The sequence below is a fragment of the Desulfosporosinus burensis genome (assembly GCF_054657535.1).
The window spans coordinates 33,562-54,948 of record NZ_BAAHYN010000001.1; the positions used below are offsets into that span (position 1 = coordinate 33,562).

Annotated in this window: 23 protein-coding genes, 2 pseudogenes and 1 riboswitch; of the genes and pseudogenes, 5 read left to right on the forward strand and 20 right to left on the reverse strand. The window is 42.3% G+C overall.

Annotation, left to right across the window (positions count from 1 at the left end; all coding sequences use genetic code 11):
* Nucleotides 1-11: 11 nt before the first annotated feature.
* From ACYQ3Q_RS00190 to ACYQ3Q_RS00240, 11 genes and pseudogenes are all read right to left on the reverse strand, one after another.
* Nucleotides 12-761, reverse strand: coding sequence for a DUF4367 domain-containing protein (locus ACYQ3Q_RS00190; protein WP_459926664.1), 750 nt, complete (start codon nucleotides 759-761; stop codon nucleotides 12-14).
* The gene (locus tag ACYQ3Q_RS00195; RefSeq protein ID WP_459926665.1) at nucleotides 754-1,314 is read right to left on the reverse strand and encodes an RNA polymerase sigma factor; all 561 of its coding nucleotides are present in this window, start codon (nucleotides 1,312-1,314) and stop codon (nucleotides 754-756) included. Before ACYQ3Q_RS00195 ends, ACYQ3Q_RS00190 begins: the two co-directional genes overlap by 8 nt.
* 21 nt (nucleotides 1,315-1,335) lie before the next feature.
* The gene (locus tag ACYQ3Q_RS00200) at nucleotides 1,336-1,626 is read right to left on the reverse strand and encodes a BsuPI-related putative proteinase inhibitor (protein WP_459926666.1); all 291 of its coding nucleotides are present in this window, start codon (nucleotides 1,624-1,626) and stop codon (nucleotides 1,336-1,338) included.
* Nucleotides 1,623-2,072, reverse strand: a complete 450-nt coding sequence (locus ACYQ3Q_RS00205; RefSeq protein ID WP_459927193.1) for a hypothetical protein — start codon at nucleotides 2,070-2,072, stop codon at nucleotides 1,623-1,625. Before ACYQ3Q_RS00205 ends, ACYQ3Q_RS00200 begins: the two co-directional genes overlap by 4 nt.
* A gap of 79 nt (nucleotides 2,073-2,151) precedes the next feature.
* Nucleotides 2,152-2,223 (reverse strand): annotated as a pseudogene (locus ACYQ3Q_RS00210) (transcriptional regulator); the annotation flags it as partial.
* Nucleotides 2,224-2,497: 274 nt separating this feature from the next.
* Nucleotides 2,498-2,656: a hypothetical protein gene (locus ACYQ3Q_RS00215; RefSeq protein ID WP_459926667.1), complete on the reverse strand. Its 159-nt coding sequence runs from the start codon at nucleotides 2,654-2,656 to the stop codon at nucleotides 2,498-2,500.
* Nucleotides 2,657-2,870: 214 nt separating this feature from the next.
* Nucleotides 2,871-4,169, reverse strand: coding sequence for a hypothetical protein (locus ACYQ3Q_RS00220; RefSeq protein ID WP_459926668.1), 1,299 nt, complete (start codon nucleotides 4,167-4,169; stop codon nucleotides 2,871-2,873).
* A gap of 627 nt (nucleotides 4,170-4,796) precedes the next feature.
* The gene (locus ACYQ3Q_RS00225; protein ID WP_459926669.1) at nucleotides 4,797-5,042 is read right to left on the reverse strand and encodes an ATP-binding protein; all 246 of its coding nucleotides are present in this window, start codon (nucleotides 5,040-5,042) and stop codon (nucleotides 4,797-4,799) included.
* Nucleotides 5,043-5,143: 101 nt separating this feature from the next.
* Nucleotides 5,144-5,317 (reverse strand): hypothetical protein, encoded by a 174-nt coding sequence (locus ACYQ3Q_RS00230; RefSeq protein ID WP_459926670.1) that lies wholly within the window; start codon nucleotides 5,315-5,317, stop codon nucleotides 5,144-5,146.
* Between the two features lie 159 nt (nucleotides 5,318-5,476).
* The gene (locus ACYQ3Q_RS00235; protein ID WP_459926671.1) at nucleotides 5,477-5,800 is read right to left on the reverse strand and encodes a hypothetical protein; all 324 of its coding nucleotides are present in this window, start codon (nucleotides 5,798-5,800) and stop codon (nucleotides 5,477-5,479) included.
* A gap of 183 nt (nucleotides 5,801-5,983) precedes the next feature.
* A pseudogene (locus tag ACYQ3Q_RS00240) lies at nucleotides 5,984-7,345 on the reverse strand (sigma-54-dependent transcriptional regulator).
* A 315-nt stretch (nucleotides 7,346-7,660) separates the two neighbouring features.
* On the opposite strand from ACYQ3Q_RS00240, the gene ACYQ3Q_RS00245 reads away from it, so the two are divergent.
* Together ACYQ3Q_RS00245 and ACYQ3Q_RS00250 are read left to right on the forward strand one after the other, a co-directional pair.
* On the forward strand, nucleotides 7,661-8,305 hold the full coding sequence (locus ACYQ3Q_RS00245) for a hypothetical protein (RefSeq protein ID WP_459926672.1): 645 nt from the start codon (nucleotides 7,661-7,663) through the stop codon (nucleotides 8,303-8,305).
* The gene (locus tag ACYQ3Q_RS00250; protein WP_459926673.1) at nucleotides 8,305-9,669 is read left to right on the forward strand and encodes a 4Fe-4S binding protein; all 1,365 of its coding nucleotides are present in this window, start codon (nucleotides 8,305-8,307) and stop codon (nucleotides 9,667-9,669) included. The genes ACYQ3Q_RS00245 and ACYQ3Q_RS00250 overlap by 1 nt, the downstream gene beginning before the upstream one ends.
* A 181-nt stretch (nucleotides 9,670-9,850) precedes the next feature.
* Here the strand turns inward: ACYQ3Q_RS00250 and ACYQ3Q_RS00255 are convergent, their stop codons facing one another.
* The 4 genes from ACYQ3Q_RS00255 to ACYQ3Q_RS00270 form a co-directional block, all read right to left on the reverse strand.
* Nucleotides 9,851-10,015, reverse strand: a complete 165-nt coding sequence (locus tag ACYQ3Q_RS00255; RefSeq protein ID WP_459926674.1) for a hypothetical protein — start codon at nucleotides 10,013-10,015, stop codon at nucleotides 9,851-9,853.
* Nucleotides 10,016-10,079: 64 nt separating this feature from the next.
* Nucleotides 10,080-10,343: a hypothetical protein gene (locus ACYQ3Q_RS00260; protein ID WP_459926675.1), complete on the reverse strand. Its 264-nt coding sequence runs from the start codon at nucleotides 10,341-10,343 to the stop codon at nucleotides 10,080-10,082.
* Nucleotides 10,310-10,474 carry a hypothetical protein gene (locus ACYQ3Q_RS00265; RefSeq protein WP_459926676.1) on the reverse strand — a complete coding sequence of 55 codons (165 nt, stop codon included), beginning with the start codon at nucleotides 10,472-10,474 and terminating at the stop codon, nucleotides 10,310-10,312. The genes ACYQ3Q_RS00260 and ACYQ3Q_RS00265 overlap by 34 nt, the downstream gene beginning before the upstream one ends.
* 438 nt (nucleotides 10,475-10,912) lie before the next feature.
* On the reverse strand, nucleotides 10,913-12,706 hold the full coding sequence (locus ACYQ3Q_RS00270) for a SulP family inorganic anion transporter (RefSeq protein ID WP_459926677.1): 1,794 nt from the start codon (nucleotides 12,704-12,706) through the stop codon (nucleotides 10,913-10,915).
* Between the two features lie 416 nt (nucleotides 12,707-13,122).
* On the opposite strand from ACYQ3Q_RS00270, the gene ACYQ3Q_RS00275 reads away from it, so the two are divergent.
* Both ACYQ3Q_RS00275 and ACYQ3Q_RS00280 read left to right on the forward strand, forming a co-directional pair.
* Nucleotides 13,123-13,815, forward strand: a complete 693-nt coding sequence (locus ACYQ3Q_RS00275; protein ID WP_459926678.1) for a response regulator — start codon at nucleotides 13,123-13,125, stop codon at nucleotides 13,813-13,815.
* Between the two features lie 2 nt (nucleotides 13,816-13,817).
* Nucleotides 13,818-15,218 (forward strand): sensor histidine kinase, encoded by a 1,401-nt coding sequence (locus tag ACYQ3Q_RS00280; protein ID WP_459926679.1) that lies wholly within the window; start codon nucleotides 13,818-13,820, stop codon nucleotides 15,216-15,218.
* Nucleotides 15,219-15,267: 49 nt separating this feature from the next.
* Here the strand turns inward: ACYQ3Q_RS00280 and ACYQ3Q_RS00285 are convergent, their stop codons facing one another.
* The 3 genes from ACYQ3Q_RS00285 to ACYQ3Q_RS00295 all read right to left on the reverse strand — a co-directional run bounded on the left by ACYQ3Q_RS00285 (nucleotide 15,268) and on the right by ACYQ3Q_RS00295 (nucleotide 17,452).
* Entirely contained in the window at nucleotides 15,268-15,744 is a 477-nt protein-coding gene (locus ACYQ3Q_RS00285; protein ID WP_459926680.1) for a hypothetical protein, read from the reverse strand.
* Between the two features lie 361 nt (nucleotides 15,745-16,105).
* The gene (locus tag ACYQ3Q_RS00290; RefSeq protein ID WP_459926681.1) at nucleotides 16,106-16,318 is read right to left on the reverse strand and encodes a CopZ family metallochaperone; all 213 of its coding nucleotides are present in this window, start codon (nucleotides 16,316-16,318) and stop codon (nucleotides 16,106-16,108) included.
* 333 nt (nucleotides 16,319-16,651) lie between these two features.
* Nucleotides 16,652-17,452 carry a C40 family peptidase gene (locus ACYQ3Q_RS00295; RefSeq protein WP_459926682.1) on the reverse strand — a complete coding sequence of 267 codons (801 nt, stop codon included), beginning with the start codon at nucleotides 17,450-17,452 and terminating at the stop codon, nucleotides 16,652-16,654.
* A 4-nt stretch (nucleotides 17,453-17,456) separates the two neighbouring features.
* Nucleotides 17,457-17,597: riboswitch (cyclic di-AMP (ydaO/yuaA leader) on the reverse strand.
* Between the two features lie 191 nt (nucleotides 17,598-17,788).
* On the opposite strand from ACYQ3Q_RS00295, the gene ACYQ3Q_RS00300 reads away from it, so the two are divergent.
* Complete coding sequence (locus ACYQ3Q_RS00300) at nucleotides 17,789-18,682, forward strand: multicopper oxidase family protein (protein ID WP_459926683.1); 894 nt, start codon at nucleotides 17,789-17,791, stop codon at nucleotides 18,680-18,682.
* 358 nt (nucleotides 18,683-19,040) lie between these two features.
* Here the strand turns inward: ACYQ3Q_RS00300 and ACYQ3Q_RS00305 are convergent, their stop codons facing one another.
* Nucleotides 19,041-19,991 (reverse strand): peptidase, encoded by a 951-nt coding sequence (locus tag ACYQ3Q_RS00305; protein WP_459926684.1) that lies wholly within the window; start codon nucleotides 19,989-19,991, stop codon nucleotides 19,041-19,043.
* Between the two features lie 859 nt (nucleotides 19,992-20,850).
* Nucleotides 20,851-21,336, reverse strand: coding sequence for a hypothetical protein (locus tag ACYQ3Q_RS00310; RefSeq protein ID WP_459926685.1), 486 nt, complete (start codon nucleotides 21,334-21,336; stop codon nucleotides 20,851-20,853).
* Between the last annotated feature and the right edge of the window lie 51 nt (nucleotides 21,337-21,387).

The window sequence follows — 21,387 nt, forward strand, 5'->3', positions numbered from 1 at the left end:
AGATTTTCATTTTATTTTTGGCTTATACTTTCAGCCATTTTAATCATCTCTGCTTTATCTACTTCTCCTATAAGAGAAAACAGAAATTCTTCCTTCCAGACAATACTGACAAGTCCCTGTTTCTCGGCTAAAAGTGCATCGCTGTTGTGTATTGAAATATTTAGTACAGTGGCACCTTCCGTATCTACTCTTAGGTCTGTATCGCTACTTCGATACTGGGTGAATCGAATGGTTTGCCCTTGCTCATTTGAATAATAAATAGCATTTAACATATCACGTTCTTCTGTTTTAACAACTTTAAAACCATGGGGAATGTAGTTGGGAACATATCCACTCCAGTTCGGCGGGATTTGCTCGGTAGCCTGTTTCGATTGACCGTTATTTTCGTCTGTCGTTTGAATGCTGGTGTATTGATTCTGGATATTCAGAATGATATTTAATGCTCTCACTCTCAAAGCTTGAACACTAGCCACAACTATTGTAAAACTCCCTAACAAGACCAGCAAAAAGATCGCTGCTTTTGGCAGGAACCTGACGGTCCTTTTTCTTATTTTGTTAAAAGTTTCTTTTCTGTCATGCCTGGCAATCAGCCTCTTCATTTTTCGGTCAAATTCGGGCGGAAGGGCAAAATCAGGAGCAGAATCATCCTCAATCGGATTCTCAGCGATTATGTTTTCGACATGACAGGCAGCAGCATATTCGAAGAGTGCTTCCAGCATTTTTTCCTTTGCTTGCACCTTCGCTGATTCGTGTTCACTCATGATTTGTCGCCTCCTGTTCCTGAGATAATAATTTGATCAGACTCTTTCTGGCCCGGTGAAGCCGTGTTCGGATGTTTTCCGGTGTAATATTTATAATCCGGGATATTTCCTCATCTTTATAGTGATAAAAAAATTTAAGCGAAAGAATATCGGCATAAGACGGATGTAATTCCTTAATTTTTTCTGCCACTCTGGTAAATGTTTCATTATTCATGAGAATTTCTTCAACACTTGGTCCCGATTCGGGTAAATCTTCTTCAATCTCTTCAATAGAAACGCTATATTGCTTTCTCCTCAGTCGATAGATATCAATGGAAACGTTTCTAACAATAATAACGAATAAAGCCTTTATTTTATTACAGTCAGTTCCAATGATCTTTTCGAGATTGTTGGAAATATTAATAAAAGCTTCCTGAACAGCGTCCTGAGCCAAATGTTCATCATTTAAAATCCTATATGCTACCTTATACATCCTAGAAGCATGTTCTTCATACAAGGCTTCTAGGATGCTGCGGTTTTCTTTATTTTGTGTCGCAGCAAAAATAATCAGCATACACTTTTCTCCTCTTGCCATTTACTTTACATTAACGGTTGCGAATATCATTGTCATTTTAACTTCAATTTCTTTTGCCGCCTTTAATTCACCCAGGTCAAAGGTTCCTATGTCCTTAAGTTTGGCCGGAATTTTCACGGTAATGGTGTATTTCCCTGGTAGAACTCTGTTGCCTTCATTATCCTTGTAGTCCCAGATTTCCGAAAATGAGAGCCTTTCATATTTTCTTAACTTAGCATCCACAATGACCGTTAAAAAGCCTTTATCATGGGACCACCTGTACACTTTTTCTCCATTTTGGTTCGTAATCAAGATATCGAATTTCTGACTGGAACTGAAGGATAGGACAGGTCTTGCTCTGCGATATTCTGTAGCGAGAAATCCAGCTTGAGCGCATCATTTTCCGGGGTTATATCCAGTGTTGTCTTTAATAGACCTGTAACGGGCTTTTTCGCTTCTGCTTCCTTGGGCGCGATCAAGTTCAAAGATTCCGAACTTCCTTTCTTTGTTTGGGCCGGTTCGATTTTGATAATACTTTCTTCACTCTTTACCTGGGCGTCAAATTGAACCTGGATACCCTTTGCTCCCGTCTTGCTGGCTGAAGGCAAGCAATTTTCCGCCAGTGCTACACCCTGAGAATTGCTTTCGCCATTGTCTACATTCTCCACCAGACAAAGTGGAACCGTGAAGCTCATGACCAGCACCAGGATAAAAATAACCATTGGTCCTTTTCCTAAACCTCCTCCAAACAGGTTCATACTTTAATTTCACCTTACTCTCAGCAGAAAGACGATGAAGATGAGTAAGAAAGAACTTACTCTCTGCTTTGATACACTCTTCCTCTGTCACTAACGCATCGAAGTGAAAAGCCCTTCCTTCTTCTTGGAAACCGAGTGCCCCCTTTTTCACAAATCTCCCGATTAAGGTCTTGATTGTTTGGTTTCCAATCTGTCGATTGTTCTAAAGCCTTAACGATCTCATTTGCGGTCTTTGGGGTACATTTTAACCCAACAGCCCAAGGCATGGTTTTGAGGCGGTCCAGCCAGAAGAATAACGAACATGCTCCATATAAGCAGATTTATTCTATTCACTCTTCTCCCTCCCAACCTTTTAGTCTCTAAATTTCCACCTCAAAGGGAACGTGAGCCCTTTTAACACCGACCGCTCTTCCTACTGCACTGTATCAACAAACATCATTTCGTTCTTTGCTTTCCGGCCAAGTGGAAAATCCTGTAACATACCATTTGTCTTCCTTTTTTACCAGTTCATGAGGTCCTCTGAAATATCCTCCGTTCAGGATAACTGATGCCCTGATGCGGGTATCATTCAGTTTAAATGTCATTGATATAATTGATAGGAGTCTAAACTGTTTACTCCACTACTTCTTGTTTGTGGCATAATTTTAAAAAACTACTCACCCTGTTGCAAGAAATGCCGTACCCTTACATCTACACTACGCCTAGTGCTGACAAAAAAAAAACCCAGGCCGTAAAAGAAAAGCCCAGGATTGAGTTAATGACAGGTTGGTTGCAGTTATTTACCGAAATCTGCTCGCTTTAGGCTGGGTCGTAACCTACTACCGACCAAATACCTGTATTGTCTTGTTTCACCAAACGTTTCAGGTACACTTTTCGTATTGGGGTGCTATCTCCCACCACCTCAACAATGGCTACCTTCTGAGTATTTTGGATAACCCTCAGGTTTTCCCACTTGACTGGAAATTCACCTTTAACTCCGTTCGGAGAAATCCTTAAGCTGACATATGTCATCGTTACTTGGACAGGGTCTAGTTGCCAGGGAGAATGCCCTTCGTCAACACTATTTTGGTCATTTTTGGTGATTTCCAAGTCAACAGGAACAACATCTTGTGGTTTCGTAAGGAACTGTAGGTCTGACGATGGCAGAAGGTCCTGTTCCTGGCCTTGTGAATCGTAGTACTTGTCGTTTTGCATATAAAGTGTATCTTTTAAATAGGCTCCAAGTACAACCTTGCCGTCAGGAGGGATAGCGTACTGAGCGACGGTAACTACGAAATCCGAGCCTTGCTTGAGCCTATCTTGGAAACTGCCTGCGTTTTTCAGGGATTCATTAAATACGATTTCCAGGGTTTGTCCTGCCTCGTAGTAGCTATCTACTGGGTCATTCGGTAGCTGGATATTTTTTGTCACTTGGAGAACGATAGATTTCAGCTCATCCGAAGTCACCGCAAGTTTAAGTATAGTACCTTGCACCCTCCGCGTTCTGGCAACCACTTGCCAATTCTTGTTGCCTGTATTTCCGGTTGCGTTTACGTTGTTCTGTGATTTGTACTTATCCTGGTTGAAAATTCCCCCAGGCTTTAATGTAGGTACAGCTAGCAAGCCTTTTTGTCCCTTGCCTTTCCCTTGTAAAGTGAAGACAATAGTTGCCGTTGAAGTTTCGATTATTTTGCCTGTTTCTTCGATAAGTTTATGACGGAAAGTTGACCAGTCGCCATCAATCGGTTTTACCTCGTCAGCCTTTCTATCACCTAGTTCCAATTGGTTCCCCTTATCGTCGAGGAACGAGAGGTACAAATCACCTTCTGCCAGTTTGTATCGGCCTTCCACCCAAATAATGTGTTGCCCATGGGCGTAATCACTAATAGTTTTGGTTACTTCCAGAGTTCCAGGTATGACCTGCCTTACTTCATCTATCTCAATTGGACGTGAATCTCCTTGTTGTTGCTGAACCCTGTTATCTGTATTTGCTTCGTTGAGGTTAGCAGTGCTTACAGTTCCCTTAGAACTCGTTAGGCCTGTAATGCCAACCACAACAAATAAGATAATCGCGACAGCAGACCATTTCCACGAATTTTTACTGAACATCGTTATCATTCTAATTCTCCTTTTGATGTTAGACTTCTTATTTGCAATTCCAGCAGTAACGGGAATCCAATAAGGCGTTGAAACTATTTTTATCAAATTAATAATGCTTTCCCCATAACCGACGTATTGAACAGAGACTAAGGTATTTGACCATATTGCAGGGAAGAAAGGCAGCAAATTAAGCTTTAAAAATCTAACGCTTGGTTTTTTCGATGGTAAAAGCCTTACGCCTTTTTGGTCAAATAAACAGTAAAGGTTTTAAATATTTTCCCTTTTTAAAACATTTAAAACCTTCTATATAAGTTTCCAAAATCCCTTTAATAATAAAGATTATTTTTAAAGATCTCTAAATATAACCGAAAACTTAGTACTTAACTTCATCTTAGGGGAATTTTTAATAAAAGACAAATTGAGTCACCTAATAGATAATCTTTAGGCTAAGAAATGTAAGTGGCTCATAGCTTTAATAGCTATTGAGCCATTCCGAACTAAACATACTTATAAGTTCAATTGACATTTTTAACTCCAAAACGCCGTTCATTACACAATGGCTAGTTCCTTTTTCTTTTTGGTTATAGTACCTCAAAATAATAAGGGTCAGTTTGCAAGCGCCTAGTCGTCGCGGAGCAACATTCTTTAAATGGAAGGCAACAGTATTTCTACCTGAACCCCTCGATCCCTCCGATTCACAGTAGTAATCCTCCCACCGTGTTGATCAAGGATGCGGTGCACAACAGATAATCCTAATCCAATCCCTTTCTCTTTCATCGTAAAAAACGGGTCATAAATATAGGGCATGGCGTCTGGTGAAATACCAGGTCCCTCGTCACTGACGGCAAAGCCTACAAGGCTATCTTGCTGAACCTGCTCTAGATGAATCACGCCACCCTCCCCCTGGGCATCAATGGCATTAAGTAAATATTTAAGATAACTTGCTTGATTTGATCTGGGTCCACCTCAACCTCTTTTTCTTCAACCTGACTTCACACTTGCATTAACTCAATATGATGTTGCCACAGGGCAGGTTGGATCAAACTAACTCCATCGTCCAAAAGCGTCCCCAGCACAATCCGTACACGCGCCGGTTTCTTAGGACGAGCGAAGCTCAAAAACTCGCTCACCAAGCGATTTAACCGTTCACACTCTTCCAGAAGCACACGACAGTATTCCGAAACAACTCCATCGTCTTTTTTTTCCTAGGCCAGCATTTGGATGCTCACTTTCATTATCCCTAAGGGATTGCGTATTTCATGAGCTAAACCGGCACTCATATGCCCCAGCGCAGTTATTCGTTCTGTTTGCCGGATCTCAGCCTCTTATCGTTCGCGTTCCTGCCCTTCTCGCTTTAGCTTCTCCACCAACTCTTTTTGAACAGTTAGGGCGAGCTGATATTTGCGTTTCGCCTTCCGCTCCTCTTCAGTCAAGAAGCCTGTTAACCAGCCAATAACGTTAATTAAACCGACTTCTACCTGTGTATACTTAGCGGCCGGTGTCAAAGTATCCTGAAAATGCGTCATGAGCGGTAGGAAAAGCAGCGTAATGACAAAACTAGATATGATCCCTCCTGCAGGTCCAAAACGCATAGCAGCATAAATTACCGGGAGATAATAGGCGAATTGCAGAAGAATGTGAAAATCCACTTCGTAATGATAATTCGTGTAATGAATAGTAGTCAGAACCACGATGACAAGCCCAATAGCAATGAGGTCAAAGAGAGCCCGGGCACGGTTTTATGCAAGGGGCTCATGCATGAGATTCAGCAAAAGAAAACCTCCACCCTATCCTTGTTTCTTTGAACCAAACGTACTCTCTCGTAATGTTTCCTAAATCCCCCAGTGAGGATCTATCCCGTATTTCTCTAAACGGTATAAAAAGGCATGCCGAGAAAGTCCTAACTGTTTGGCAGCCTTGCTTTGGTTCCCTCCCGTTTGTTCCATAGCCTGCTGGAGAAAGGATTTCTCTAGTTCTTCGAGGGAAACCCCCTCTGGAGGTAGCTAAAAGGTTCCGGGGCGGCCCTTCTCCTCTTTTGAGATGGTGTTAAAAACGGGCAACCCCTCCGCCCCAATGACTGCTCCTTGGGAAATAATCACCATACGTTCCACCACATTTTCCAGTTCACGCACGTTTCCCGGCCAGTCATAGGCCATGAGTTGAGTAAGCACTCCCGGTCCAAGAGTCTTGCTTTGCCCATAAGTTCTAAGTTTCTTTAAAAAATGTTCAGCAAGGTAAGGGATATCCTCCCGACGTTCCCGTAAGGGAGGTATAGAAATAGGAAAGACACTGAGGCGATAGTAAAGATCCTCCCGAAAACGCCCTTCCTGGGCCTCTTTCAGTAAATCCCTGTTCGTCGCCGTAATAATCCGCACGTCCGCTTTGATGGTTTTCTCACCGCCGACCCGCTCAAACGTGCGCTCTTGAAGAACCCTTAACAACTTTGCTTGAACGTTGAAGGACAACTCGCCGATCTCATCAAGAAAGAGAGTACCTCCATCGGCTAATTCGAAACGACCCGTCTTGCGAGCATGAGCACCTGTAAACGCTCCTTTTTCATGTCCGAACAATTCGCTTTCCAGCAAGGTCTCCGTCAATGCAGCACAATTCACGCGAATAAACGGCCCATCAACGCGTGGACTTAAGGTATGTATAGCATGGGCTACTAATTCCTTTCCCGTCCCCGATTCCCCTTGAATAAGCACCGTTGCTGGAGTAAGGGCTACTCGCTCCACTAAGTGTTTAACCGCTTGCATCAAGTGACTGCTTCCCACCAGTTGCCATCCATCATTTTGGACCTCTCCCTTTAAATAATCCACCTGCTCACGCAGGCTTTCCACTTCAAAGGCCTTAGAGACTGTAATGAGAAGTTCTTCGATATCAAAGGGTTTTATCAAATAATCGTGGGCTCCGGCCTTCATGGCCTCGACCACGGTTGCAGTACTTCCGAGCGCAGTCATCATGACAATCATTAAATCCGGATAATGCTCTTTCAGCTTCTTAAGAAGACTTAGACCATCCACCTTTGGCATTTTCAAATCCACAAGGACTAGATCTGGTCGTTCAGCCAAGGCCCGATCTAAGGCGAGTTGCCCGTCCTCCACTGTCTCCACATCATAGCCGGCTTTACTTAATGCCCGTTCCAGAACCCAGCGCAAATTCTCTTTATCATCCGCAATTAAAACCTTTCGCATAGTCACTCTCCTCGATTGCGGGATTTCCTACACCATAGTGTGGGAAATCCCGCAGTTTTTTAACCTAAAACTAATTTATTTCATTTCATCATAAGCCCTCTATATTCTTATTGAAAATTTCCCTTAAATTAAATTTTAAGTTTTAATCAAAGTTTAGGACTATTCTCCAATGGAATAACTCGATGTACGACATTAAGTGATGTTCATTCACTCAAGTTCCGAATTCGAACTTCGTGTTTTGAGCCTCTTGCCTCGAAGTTGGCACAGACTTTGCATATAAACTTATCCTGAATAAATTTTCAAGGAGCGTGCATCGTGAAAAAGAAATTATCGTCACTTATAGTATTAACTCTATTCTCTCTTTTAATTTTTGCCCTTCCCACATTAGCAGATAGTAAACCCGCCTCATCCAACAACATGTCAGACATGAACATGTCCGACAACTCTTCTTCTAGTTCTGAACAAGGTACTACTTCTATGAATGCAGCAGTTGCCAGCGATAACAAGTTTCAAGTGAATGTGCAATTTACCCCTGAGAACCCTGCCCCAAATCAGCCTGTAAACCTCATGATTACCGTTAAAAATAAGGCAACTGGACAACCTGTCCTCGATGCTTCAGTGAATGTGAACCTGATGCATATGGACGGTAATAAGGGCAGTAGCATGCCTGGCATGAGCATGTCTTCAGACACTTCCATTCAAGGAAAAGCTAAACTAGACAATATGGAACCTGGAATGTACACAATCACCCTCACCCCAACCAAACAGGGCGATTGGAGCCAGGAAATTCAAATCACTTCTCCTTCTCTTGGGAAAACCACGGTCACTGTACCACTTAACGTCACCAAGACAGGCCCGAACTGGATCCTCATCGGAAGTGTTGGCGGATTCGTCGTACTGGCCGGTATTATAGCTCAAATCCTAAAACGTAAGCAAAATGCTTTAAAGGAGGTTCAATAATGAATCAACCATTACAACCTAAATCCCCCCAAACTAGAAACTTCCTAAAGTTTAAACCCCTCAAGTGGTTTTTACAAAGTTCCCTTTATCCAGGAATTTTCCAATGGGCTGCCGTGCTTGTTTTCGCGGTCATCATGGTCGAAACTCTAGCAGGACCCACAAGCGGCCACGATAACTTCGGTACTGCCGCTACTTGGGTTCTTTGGTGGCCACTCTTACCCCTCTTCTTCTTTCTATTCGGACGGTTCTGGTGCGGCGTCTGCCCCTTTGGCTGGGTGAGCGATTTGACACAGAAGCTTTTTGGGGCCAACCGAAAAGTCCCGAATTTTCTGAGGAAATATGGACTATGGATCATTGATATAACCTTCATTTTCATTACCTGGTCTGACCACGTCTGGGGGATAGTGGAATCTCCCCGAGGATCTGGCACCCTCTTGTTACTCATCTTAGGCGGTGTAATGGTAACCGCAATGTTCTTTGAACGCCGTACCTGGTGCCGTTATTTATGTTTCCTCGGAAGTTTGTCCGGCAACTATTCCCGAGCTGGTATGCTAGAGCTTCGTGCCGACAAAGAAACCTGTAAAACTTGTACAACTCGAGATTGTTACAAGGGAAACTCTAAAGTTCCTGGCTGCCCGATGTTTGAATTCCCTATGGCCATGGAAAATAGCGCCAACTGTAATCTCTGTGGGAACTGCATCAAAAGCTGCCCCCATGATTCTATTAAACTTACTTCCCGCAAACCAACCAGCGAGTTTTGGTCAATGACCAGAGCACGTTTCGAAGAGTCTTTCTTAGCTATTGTTATCGTCGGGATTGTCTTTGTGCAGAATATTACCATGTTGGACTTTTACCAGTCCTACCTTAAGTGGGCCGAGCTGTCATTAGATATTAGTAAAGATGTCGCCTTTACAATTCTCTTTATAATCGCTATGACTACTCCGGTATTACTTCTTTTCGCAGCGACTGCAGTATCTAAGCGTTTTACTAGTGAGACTATGCGAAATGCCTTCGCACGTTTTGGATATGCTGTCATTCCGCTTGACCTCGCAGCCCACATGGCCCATAACTTGTTCCACCTTTTGGCGGAAGGGAAATCAATCTACTACACGTTCATGGGGCTATTTGGAGTGCATCTTGAGGGGCCAACCAACTTCGTTTCTGACCCGTCGATTCAAATAATGCAATACGTCTTAGTCATCGCCGGAACTTTCGGTTCTATGTACACTGCCTATCGAATTGCTAAAAAGAACTATGGTACGAGTAAAGCCCTATCCGTAGCTATGCCATATTTAGTCGTCATCTTGCTCTTCGGTATTCTAAATTTCCTTACGTTTACAGTACGAATGGGAATGCGCATGTAAGTTGTGTGATAAGCGCAGGCTCCTAAACTTTAGAAAAGTGGCTCATAGCTTTAATAGCTGTAAGCCACTTTTCCTTCACTAAATATAACTGTGAATGCTACTGCGATTTATAATAAGAATTGTCGTGTATTCGGAATTGTGTATTCTATTTCGAATTTACATTTTTACCACAAATGAATAATCAATTATCTTTATTTTCACACTCATCGCCTCGATAATTGATGGTCTGTAAGTATTTTTTTAGTTGATTTAATAAATCAGTTAACTGTGACTGCTGCGATGCGCTTAAACCGGACATTAAATAATCTGTTACTTGGTAATATGAAGGAAGCATTTGCTCCAGCAAGCTCAGTCCTTCTGGGGTTAATTGAACTCGTTGCTTGCGTAGGTCATTAAAATAGTTTACTCGTTTAACAAGTTTCAAGACCGTCAATAAAACGTTTTATCGTTGGCTTAGATTTTTCTACTCGTTTACTTAGAACAAAAAGATCTAAAATACATTGGGGTTCACTATATAACAGCATGAGGACGTCTAAGCAGCTCTCGGTCAAACTAAAGGTTGATATATGACGCTCAAAAGCTTTTGATAGATTGGCAGCTGTTCTAATTAAAGCCAACGATGCTTCAACAGTTTCTTTTTTTAGATCGGGAAAACGCTTTTCGTTTTCTTCCAAGGTTTGTCGCAGTTGTAATCTCTTAAACCTAATTGGAAGCCTTGTAACAACTCACCTCCGCCTTTCTCAATAATTACTCTTACATTCTCCAGTTTAAACTCTTTGTTGTAGACCCTACCATTATTGGTCATTTTGGTCATCTCCTACTGTTATATAATCTCAGTTCGGAGTATACATTAAACCCGGCACTACTCGCCGTTATGTTCGCCCGATGTTTGTGAAGTATCCGTAAGCCTTGGCGCATTAAAATTGCGGCCTAATGTTAATGAAGATATAGACCACCTGACAGATCAGTCTTTGTATCCTTCAGTTAGTGCTCCTTTCGAATATGCCAGTATTCACGGCTAGCCCTCTTGGTTTAGAATGGGGGTCTACGCTAAAGAACATGACTATTTGGGGTCAGTCTTTACGATCGAACCCGATGTTTTTGTTAAGTCTACTCGTTTAGGCTTTTTATGTTAATATAATTTCAGGAAATAAAAGTTCTTTCGTAGCGTCAAAGATGAAAGAGGTAGGCTATCTTTATGAGACAAGAGTGGTTTACTTTGTTGGCATTTCCAACTTGATTATTAAGGTCTTTTGTTTGTACCACTGGTACTCCCATTAAAATTTGTATCAGACTCTAGTAGTGTACACGATGCAGATTTTTGTCCGTTATCATCGAGATCACAGCTTATAGCTGCTCTTGCCTTCTCTAAAGCGTTAGTGGACGATGCAAAAATTTCATTCTCCGACATGAAAATGTTATCTTCCCCGATGTATGACGTAACATTTGAATTCTTAAGCAAGGAGTTTAGCTCTGACTTTACACCACTGATGATCAGGATACCACCTGCTTCTCTTACGGTTCTAATAAAAATTTTCAGAGCATTAAGTGATGTTAAATCAACAGATGTAACATATTTCATTCTTAAGATGAACGCCTTGGCTTTATCGACTAAGCCATCAAGTTTAGCTTCAAGATCCTCTGCTGAACCGAAGTACAGATTTCCTTCTAATTCAATAATTAAGATATCGACCTTTTCATGGACAGATTCAATTTTCATTTCAATAATTTGAAAATTCTCTCCCTGTGACGGGATAAGAATTCTAACGGGTACTTTGTTTGTATCTTTCAGGTACAAGACAATAGATATCGCAATTCCCGTGTAAATTGCAAAATCTAGGTGCGACATGAAAATTGTTGCCAAACAGGTTGACCACATGGCCAGTGAATCAGATTTGAATTTACCCACTTTAACAATATGATTAATTTCCTTTTTGTTAATCATGTTGTATGAAATAACCATGATTACCCCGGCAAGGCATGGATTGGGAATATACTTGGCATAGGGGGCAAAGAATACTAGAACTAGTGCAACGAGCACACCTGATAGGATTCCAGCAATTCTGGTAGCTGCACCACTATGATAGTTTATTGCAGAACGTGTAAAGGAACCCGATCCTGCAAAACACTGAAAGAAAGAACCTGCAGCATTTGCTATACCTTGTCCAATAAATTCCTGGTTTGCATCAATTTTCTGATGTGAGGTGCTTGCAATGGATTTGGCAATAGATATGGCTTCTACCAGTCCAATAATGGCAATCGCTATAGCACCACCAAACATGCTCTGTATACCTGCTAGGCTGAATTGTACCCTTACAAAGGGAGGTAATGAGGAAGGAATAGCGCCAGTGAGTTTTACACCTTTTTGATCTAAATCAAAAATCACAATAAAAATGACTGGTATGATAATTCCAATTAAGGCACCAGGCAAGCTGTTATTTATCCTTTTACAAATCAATATTATAGCCATTGTCATTATTCCAAGTCCGAGTGCATACAAGTTGGTTTGGCCTAAGTGGGTTAAGACGTAATAAAACTTTGTCATTGTCGACATATGTGATGAATCTTTGATAGATATGCTCAGGAGTGTACTCAGTTGACCGAGCGCGATTAAAACCCCTGCACCAGCAGTAAACCCTATTATTACGGAATGGGACACGAAATTGATCACCTTACCCAGCTTAATGACTCCAAAGAGTATTTGTAAGGCGCCGACCATAAAGGTCATTAAAAACAGCAATTGATAGGCGTTATCTTGTGCCATATAGGGGCTCATGCTACCTGCTACAAGTAGAGCAATGGCATTGGTGGGTCCAGCGATCAAGTGTTTCGAGCTTCCGAATGCCGAACCGAAAATCGTTGATACTATGGCCGTATATAGACCATAAACCGGGTCAACACCCGCGATCAAGGCATAAGCCATAGCCTGTGGAATAACTAAGACTGTCACGGTCAATGCAGCAATCAAGTCTTTACTAAAATATTCCTTCTTATAGTTTCTTATCGTCCCGATTAAAGGAAGATATTTAAATCGCATTAAGTGCAGATGAAGCCCACCTTTCAGGATATAATTTCCAACTATCCCTTCTTAGCTTCGTACTCTTTTACCTTCATGAAGAATGATATAAACACCCATTTTGAGCAAATGTATGTGTTCCATACCTCTTTTATCATGTTCCAAGACTTAATTCCTTAGTCCAGAATTGTTAAAGGACAAACAAGAGCCGCAATGTTTATGCGGACATATAAGAAAGATATTGATCAAGCAATTCGAGACTGAAATGCCGCAGTGCTAATAAATAACATATCTTGATAATCTATTGGTACACGTCGCGCGCATCAGCGTGGTAAAAACAGTTCAGCCAACTATTACGGGCCTCAGCGAAATTGCCGAAGATAGCCGTCCTCTTGTATAATGATCTCAATACATTTTTGATGGGAGCTTGACAACTAATGAGAATTTTACTAGTTGATGACGAAAAAAAGATCACGACCGTTCTCAAAGCCTATCTTCAACAGGAAGGATTTCAGGTAAGTACGGCCATTAACGGCCTAATCGCTTTAACCATGTTTAAAGAAAATCCTTTTGATCTACTCATCCTTGATCTAATGCTTCCAGGCATGTCTGGGACAGAAATTTGTAGCGAGATTCGTAAAATATCCTCCGCACCTATTATCATGCTCACCGCAAGAGTCGAAGAAGAGGACCGCATCCAAGGATTAAGTATCGGTGCGGATGATTACATTACGAAACCCTTTAGCCCACGAGAAGTGGTTGCCCGTGTTCGGGCCGTTCTACGACGAACCAATAACGAAACTTCACCCCTTGCTGACGTAATTTCCTATGATAATGGCCTCACCATCGATAACATCCAGCATGAAATTCGGCTTAACGATCAAGAAATCTTGTTAACTCCAACCGAGTTTAAGATCCTTGGTGCCTTAGCGAAATACCCCGGACGGGTGTTATCTCGAGGTCAATTGGTGGAAATTGTCCAAGGGCACGACTTTGACGGAGATGACCGCGTGATTGATGCCCATATTAAGAAGATTCGGCAAAAGATCGAAACGACTCCCAGCAACCCACAAATTATTATGACCGTTTACGGTATCGGCTACAAATTCAATCCAAGTGCGGGGGGATAAGAATGCGAACTAAATTGTTTCTTTCCACCCTGATCATCGCGATAATTACTCTAACCTTCAGCATGCTTTCCGTGAAACTTGTCTTCAACCAACAGTTTAGTGTTTATTTAACCCAGGCGAATGAAACAATCTTAGAACAGTTACCCTCTCGTCTAAGTGCCCTTTATCAGACCAAGGGTACTTGGGATCCTACGTCTTTGGACGAAGTTACTCACTCCCTCCCAATGGGTACAGTGTTAACTCTGACAGATCCGAACGGCAAGCTCATCGCCACTTTAAGCAACACCATGGAAGATATGATGCATGGACAAGGCGAAATGGGCATGGGTATGGGTATGGGTATGTCCTCCTATTCCACGACAAGTTGGAAAACAAAAACCCTTACGGTGTCAGGACCCCTCGGGACTTTAGCCATCGCACAGGTCCGCTACCCTGCAACCGCACAAATTCTCAATCCCCAAGATGTCCGCTTCCAATCCTCAGTCTTTCGCTCTCTACTCTTCGCTGGAGGATTGGCGCTTCTATTTGGGATTATTCTCAGTTACTTTACAAGCCGTCAACTCGTCGCTCCACTCAAACGATTAACGAAAGCTGCTGATCGTATTGGTCATGGGCACCTTGACGAACGCGTTGACCTTCGCTCCAAAGACGAGGTAGGGCAACTGGCGAACGCTTTTAATATGATGGCCGACAATTTGGATCGACAAGAAACCCTCCGCAAACAGTTTACCGCCGATATCGCCCACGAACTGCGCACTCCCTTGACCTCGATCAAAAGCTATATTGAAGCCTTTCAAGACAACGTCCTTCCAGCTAATCAAGAAAATCTCTCCTCCATTCATGAGGAGATTGACCGATTAGTAGACTTGTCCAGCGATCTAAAAGACTTAAATGTAGCAGAAATCGGTGCTTTACAGCTCATCCTCGAACCTGTGGACTTAAAGCATCTTCTTGAAAAAGTCATTCGCAGCCTTTCTCCCCTCATCCAGGAAAAGGAATTAACTCTAAATTGGAACGCCTCGGAAGAATCCGTGACTACGTCCGGGGACGAGCGCCTTCTGACCCGGCTCTTCTACAATCTGGTGCATAATGCTTATCGGTACTCTAACGCAGGCGGTCAGGTTACCGTCGCGCTTACAGAAACACCGGATTTTGCTGAAATTAAGATTACAAACACAGGTTTAGGCATCTCAGAAGACGATCTCCCTTTAATATTCGAGCGTTTTTACCGAGCTGACAAATCTCGAACCCGTGAGACAGGGGGAACCGGAATTGGTCTGGCGCTGGTCCGTCAGATTACAGACCTCCATCAAGGCACGATCACCGTACAGAGTGAAGTCGGGCATGAGACTGAATTCATCGTCCAGCTTCCTAAAGAGATAAAAGTAGTGGCTGAGGATTAGATTTCCTCAGCCACTACTTTTCTTTTTCCATATATCCACGTCTTAGGACTTATCTTCCCATGGATCCCATCATATTGTTGCCGCTTGATTTTTGGGCTGGCTGTTTAGAAACGTTAGAATTGTTCGGTTTGTTCGTTCCAGTCATTCCTTGCGTGTGTTGGGAACTATTCATCTGGTCATTCATTTGAGTGTTCATAGGCATATTTTGCATTTGAGTATTTATCGGCATGTTTTGCATCTGAGTATTTACTGGCATGTTTTGCATTTGATCATTCATGGACACGGCGGAACTCCTTATTTGATCGTAGACATCTGTCTTGGATGGAACTGTTTGATCAGCCTGAGTGGTTTCTACCTGCTCAACTTCGGTGCTTGTGACATCATTGTTGTTCATATAGGCCTGTGCAGTCGAAGCTTTTGGCTGCATTTCCGTGGTATTTTTGCCAATTGTAGCAGCGTTCACGATCCCTGCCAATCCAAGTACCATAACCATTGATAATGAAACCATTAAAACTCTCTTCTTCATAATTCATTCAAATCCTTTCATAATTCGTTGCTGGTGTTTGCTTTGTAACTCTAATACTTGAACCAATTTGTGATTCTCAGTCTGGCTGTCACCTCCTGTAGTCGCTAAAGTATTCGTACACCTGTTTAATTATCGAGGGGTAGGTTCGAAATTTTTTTAAAAGTCGGGTATGAGACTGAATTCATCGTCCAGCTTCCATAAAAGATTAAAATGGCTGAGGAATAGCTCCTCAGCCACTTTAATTAGAACACTTGCAATATCAGATTCACCAACTCATGGACAAAAATCTGTCGCCTCAGTTGATTCTGCCTTAGAATATATATGGATCTCAGCATATTGTTACTCCAGATGTTTGGTCTTATTAACTGTTTATGACTTTATAACCAGCATCTTCTACGGCCTTAATAAGTAATGAACGTTCAGTCGTTCCTAAGACTACTGCTTGTTTACGAGCTAAATCGACTTCTGCTTGAGAAACACCAGGTACATTTGATAACGCTTTCTCAACTGAACTCTTACAGTGACCACAAGTCATTCCCTCAATTTTTAATACAGTACCATCATGTGGATTCAACGCATTCCCTCCAGAATGACCTTTATTTGAATGTCCACAGCAACCACTCATTTCACATCTCTCCTTTATTAGGTAAAATCTTTGGCTTGTTATCTCCCTTAGCAATGAACCAAATATTTCGTACAAACTGGTGTTATGATTCCAAAAATCAGCCTAAAATATCCTTATTTAAGGTTAGATCTTGTATTAACACAATTTCTCTGTTAATTTGATAAAATTATGTTCTAAAAAAATTGAAAATTTCTCATGAAGAAAGAACCCTGATTGATGTTCAGGATCCCTTCTTATATGCAACGCATCCAACTGTCAGGCATTGCTATTCTTACAGTTTTCTTATCGAATCCGTCGAGCGCCTAGATAACGTTTTGCCCAATAGCTATCCGACAAGCTCTGAATATCTACTCCTTTACTAGCAGCTCCGATTGTACGCCCTCCACCAATATATATCCTCACATCCGTAGCACCTGGGGCATAGGTTTGGAAAAAAACGAGATCTCCAGGTCTTAACTCATTACGGCTGACAGGTGTGCCAAGTTTGTACTGATCGGCGGCAACTCGAGGTAGAGTAATCCCGGAAGCTTTGAACACATATTGCACAAATCCGGAACAATCAAATCCTTTTAGACTCGTTCCGCCCCAAACATAAGGAATCCCTTGTAAACTTAGGGCACGGCTAATGAGCTTGTCCACATCTAAACTTCCCCTAGACACTTGGGATACTGGAACCTGTTTAGTCCCAGAGGCCACCTTCTGCGAAGAAGCGCTAGGCTTTTTAACGGTCTGAGGTTTTTGTGTCGTCTTGCCCACCGAAGCTGGAGTTTTCGTTTCAACAGGAGTTGACGTTTGCTTTTCGTCAGGAACATTATTACTTTCAGGTATTTGTGACACGTTCGTTTTGACCTCGATCTTAGGTGTCCAATTAAATGCCTCGCGCATTCTTTGAGAATATACTTTCGATGTAGAAACTGCCAAAGGAGGATTTTTGAGTATGGTAGTTTGTACTGTATCAAACTTTGGGACATCCTGAGAATTGAGCATTGCAGCTTGAGATGGGCTTATCCCCGTTAAGCTGCTTGTCAAAATAACACCCGCAAGGGCAACCCCACTAAACCACTTTTTCTTGGGAATTAACACTAAGTTGTCCACCTTTCTTTGCTTACGAGGTTAGTTGACGGATTCGGGCTAAAGGTGTAAGCCCTACATGTTCTACACATGATTCACCCCACATGAAATCCCCCGTTCTGAGCATCCAAAAGCTCAGATTCAGCACTTTAATTATTATGTTTCATATTAAAGGTAATGTAAGAATGGAATGAAACGATCTCAACCCCCTTCTGAATACCACTTAATGATACTACACAAATATGAATTTCCCATGAACGAGAATCTCTAATTGACGATCACTTCACGCGAACCTATTCTAAGACTTGAACATATACTTTCCTAAAATGCTAAAGGACGTGAACGGATATGGTGGTCTCGCCAGATCTCCCCAGCTTACCCTTTATTTTGAGAAATGGAGTAAAATACTTTGAGTTAATTGCCCAACCCGTACAACGGGAGATTCTTCCTGGACTCTACATTAATGCTTGGGGATATAATGGTAGTACACCCGGACCGACTATCCATGTTTATCCCGGGGACTTTGTCAATATTCGTGTTTTCAACAGGCTTCCCGAATCAACTAGCGTGCACTGGCACGGTTTAGATGTTCCAAACGTCATGGATGGTGCCCCTGGTATGACAACTAGCCCTGAGATTGGACCCGGAAACTATTTTGACTATCAATTTCAGATTAATAATCCACCCGGTACTCACATGTATCACGCTCATTTGGATGCGCTGCGTCAGGAAATGATGGGCCTACAAGGCGGCCTGATTATTTTGGAACCAGACCAACCAAGCTGCGTTCATCGTGATTACTTCCTCATGTTCCAAGAGTTCCATGTCGACAAACAGCCCATGCGCGGATATACACCCGGTGTCTATGATCTCGATCCTTACAATATGGACTATAATTTCTTTACAATTAATGGGCGATGTTTTCCAGACACCACGCCACTAGAAGTCTGTACTGGTGAGAATGTTCGAATTCGTTTGAGTAATGCCATGGAAACCGCCCACCCAATCCATCTCCACGGCCATCAATTCTATGTAACCGCTTCTGATGGTAACAGGATTTCTCCCGGTCAACAACTTTTGCGAAGCAATATATTAGTCGCTTCTGGGGATACCTGGGATATTGAGTTTTCGGCCAATAATCCCGGCCAGTGGCCTTTTCACTGCCATATACCGCACCATATGACCAATAACATGTCTAAATCGGGAGGCGGGATGATGACAACGGTTCTTTATAAACAGTGAACTCGTTCAGCTAAAGCTGAACATCAAGGCTTCAGGTACGAAAGCCTCCGGTGGAGGGTTTCGCCGAAGGCGCAGAGCCAGTGACGAATACTTTAGCGCCGTAGGATGAGTATCGCCGAAAGCACACAGTCCTGAACGAATACATTCGCGCTGAGGATTGGTTTCGCCGAAGCCGTCTATCCTATAAGGAACACTTCGCGGCGAAGGATTGACTCTAACCCCACCTGAAGTTTACGAAGAACTTGCTAGATAACAAACAACGGTATATCTGAGAGAATAGCTGTTAGCTTAATAATAAAAGGGCAGTTTCTCCCAGGGGTAACTGCCCTTTTGTTGCTTTCGCTGGCTAATTCCCTTATTACTTTGCGTCAATAGTATTTAGAATCGGTCCCTGCCAGTTTTCAAACCAAACCTGACCCGTGTATCCATTAACATCAAGTTCCGCGTAATCCTTACCATCTTTCTGAATCATAAATTCATAGTAACCAGGCGCTAGTTCTGGTTTTCCGATTGAATATCCTTGGCCCAATTTGGTTACGAACTCTTGAGCACTCTTCGTGGCCTGTTCTTCGCTGACTGTAACCGCCCCGTTATTTCCCCAATTCATATGTCCATATTTTGTATTCCACATAATATTTGGACCCATGTCAGTTATGATCTGTCCGCCATTCTTGTAAACCATAACTTCATAGGCTTTAGCCCCTGTCGCTCCCTCTTTGAGCTCTACTTCATATCCATTTGCAAATTCATAAAGTTCGGCCACAACGACGTCTTGGTTAAATTTTTGAATATAAGCCTTAGCAATGGCTACTGCTTGATCAGATGTGGTGACTTCGCCATTTGTGAGGTCTACACCTAAGCTTTTTGCATCATAGCCGCCTCCCATCATGCCGTAACCACCTCCGCCCATCATACCGTAACCGCCACTGTATCCATTAGCACCGAAGCCTCCCATCATGCCATAACCGCCACCATATCCATTAGCACCGAAGCCTCCCATCATCCCATAGCCTCCACCATTCCCATTAGTACCGAAGCCTCCCATCATTCCATAGCCTCCACCATATCCGTTGGGTCCTGGAGTGGTAGCCACATCAGAGTTATCATTTGGGGAAGACAGTGCTAAAGTTATAGGTTGAGGTGTCCCAAGCTGACTACTCTGTGTCGTTGTTTCAACTGTCTGTGTGAATCCAAGAGTTTGTCCCAACGATTTCACGGCACCTGAACCAGAGGTTAGGGCGAAAGCCGTACCTGAAAGCGCTATCACGCTTGAAATTGAGAGTCCTACAATCCATTTTGTCTTGTTCATTTCTTTTTCCTCCTTTAATTTCAACCAAGAATGTTTTCACAGCAACCCTGTCTTTATGTCTTAAGTATATTTAATCAATTCGATTATGCTGTGAATGACTTATGAATTTGTTATGAATTTTCTCTCGAATTTGGTCACAACTCATAGCAAAACTGTAAATTTCCCATTAAATAAGGGACTCTGATTGATTCAGAATCCCTCTAAGCAATAAACTGATTCGAACTCCACAGTGCTGAAGTCCAATTGAATCGATAACGTGCGCCATCCCCTCGAAAAATCCTAACCCGAACCGTTCTCTTCTGACGTTAATGGCTCACTTTTTATTGACAATTACAAAAAAAAGTATAACAACCTTCTTTGCCCAAGCCCCTGGGCTTTTTTTAATTCCATAAACACCTGATAATCTTCCGTGCTGCCAGTGGAAGCTAGGACTAGCTACCATAATTTCTCTAACAGAACCAAACAATATTATGGCTTCTGTTCACAAGAAATTCATAAGTTTTTCATAGTAAGTTCATAAAAATCTGGTATCTTGAGTCTAGGGCTCCCGTAATCAGTGCAAGGTGGAAATCACGTGGCCTTCAATAAGTCCAGCCGAAAAACTTAGTCTTATTTTCCATTGCTAACGAGATCGTCGCTCATGTTGACGCTTTAAGTATTCTAATCGTCTCAAGAAAACTCGACTGATTTCTAGAACTTGGAAAGATATAGAAAGGCTCAGACCCTTAATAATCGGTCTGAGCCTTTCTTAGATCTTACGGCATTCGTCCGCACACCTATGACACATATGTTTACGTTTCTGACAAAGATTATCTTTCATCGAAAAAATCAGGCAGCCATGTAAGCTGCCTGATCTCACTTATCTTCCCATACTTCCCTTGGATCCCATCATATTGTTGCCACTTGATTTTTGGGCTGGCTGTTGAGAAGCGTTAGAATTGTTCGGCTTGTTCGTTTCAACCATTCCTTGCGTGTGTTGGGAATTAATCATCTGGTCACTCATTTGAGTGTTCATGGGCATATTTTGCATCTGAGTATTCATGGGTATGTTTTGCATCTGAGTATTTTGGGGCATGTTTTGCATTTGATCATTCATGGACACGTTCGAACTCCTCATTTGATCGTAGACATCTGTCTGGGATGGAACTGTTTGATCAGGCTGAGTGGTTTCTACCTGCTCAACTTCCGTGCTTGTGACATCATTGTTGTCCATATAAGTCTGTGCGTTCGAAACTCTTGGCTGCATGTCCGTGGTATTTTTGCCAATTGTAGTAGCGTTCACGATCCCTGCCAATCCAAGTACCATAACCATTGATAATGAAACCATTAAAACTCTCTTCTTCATAATTCATTCAAATCCTTTCATAATTCATTCAAATCCTTTCATAATCCATTA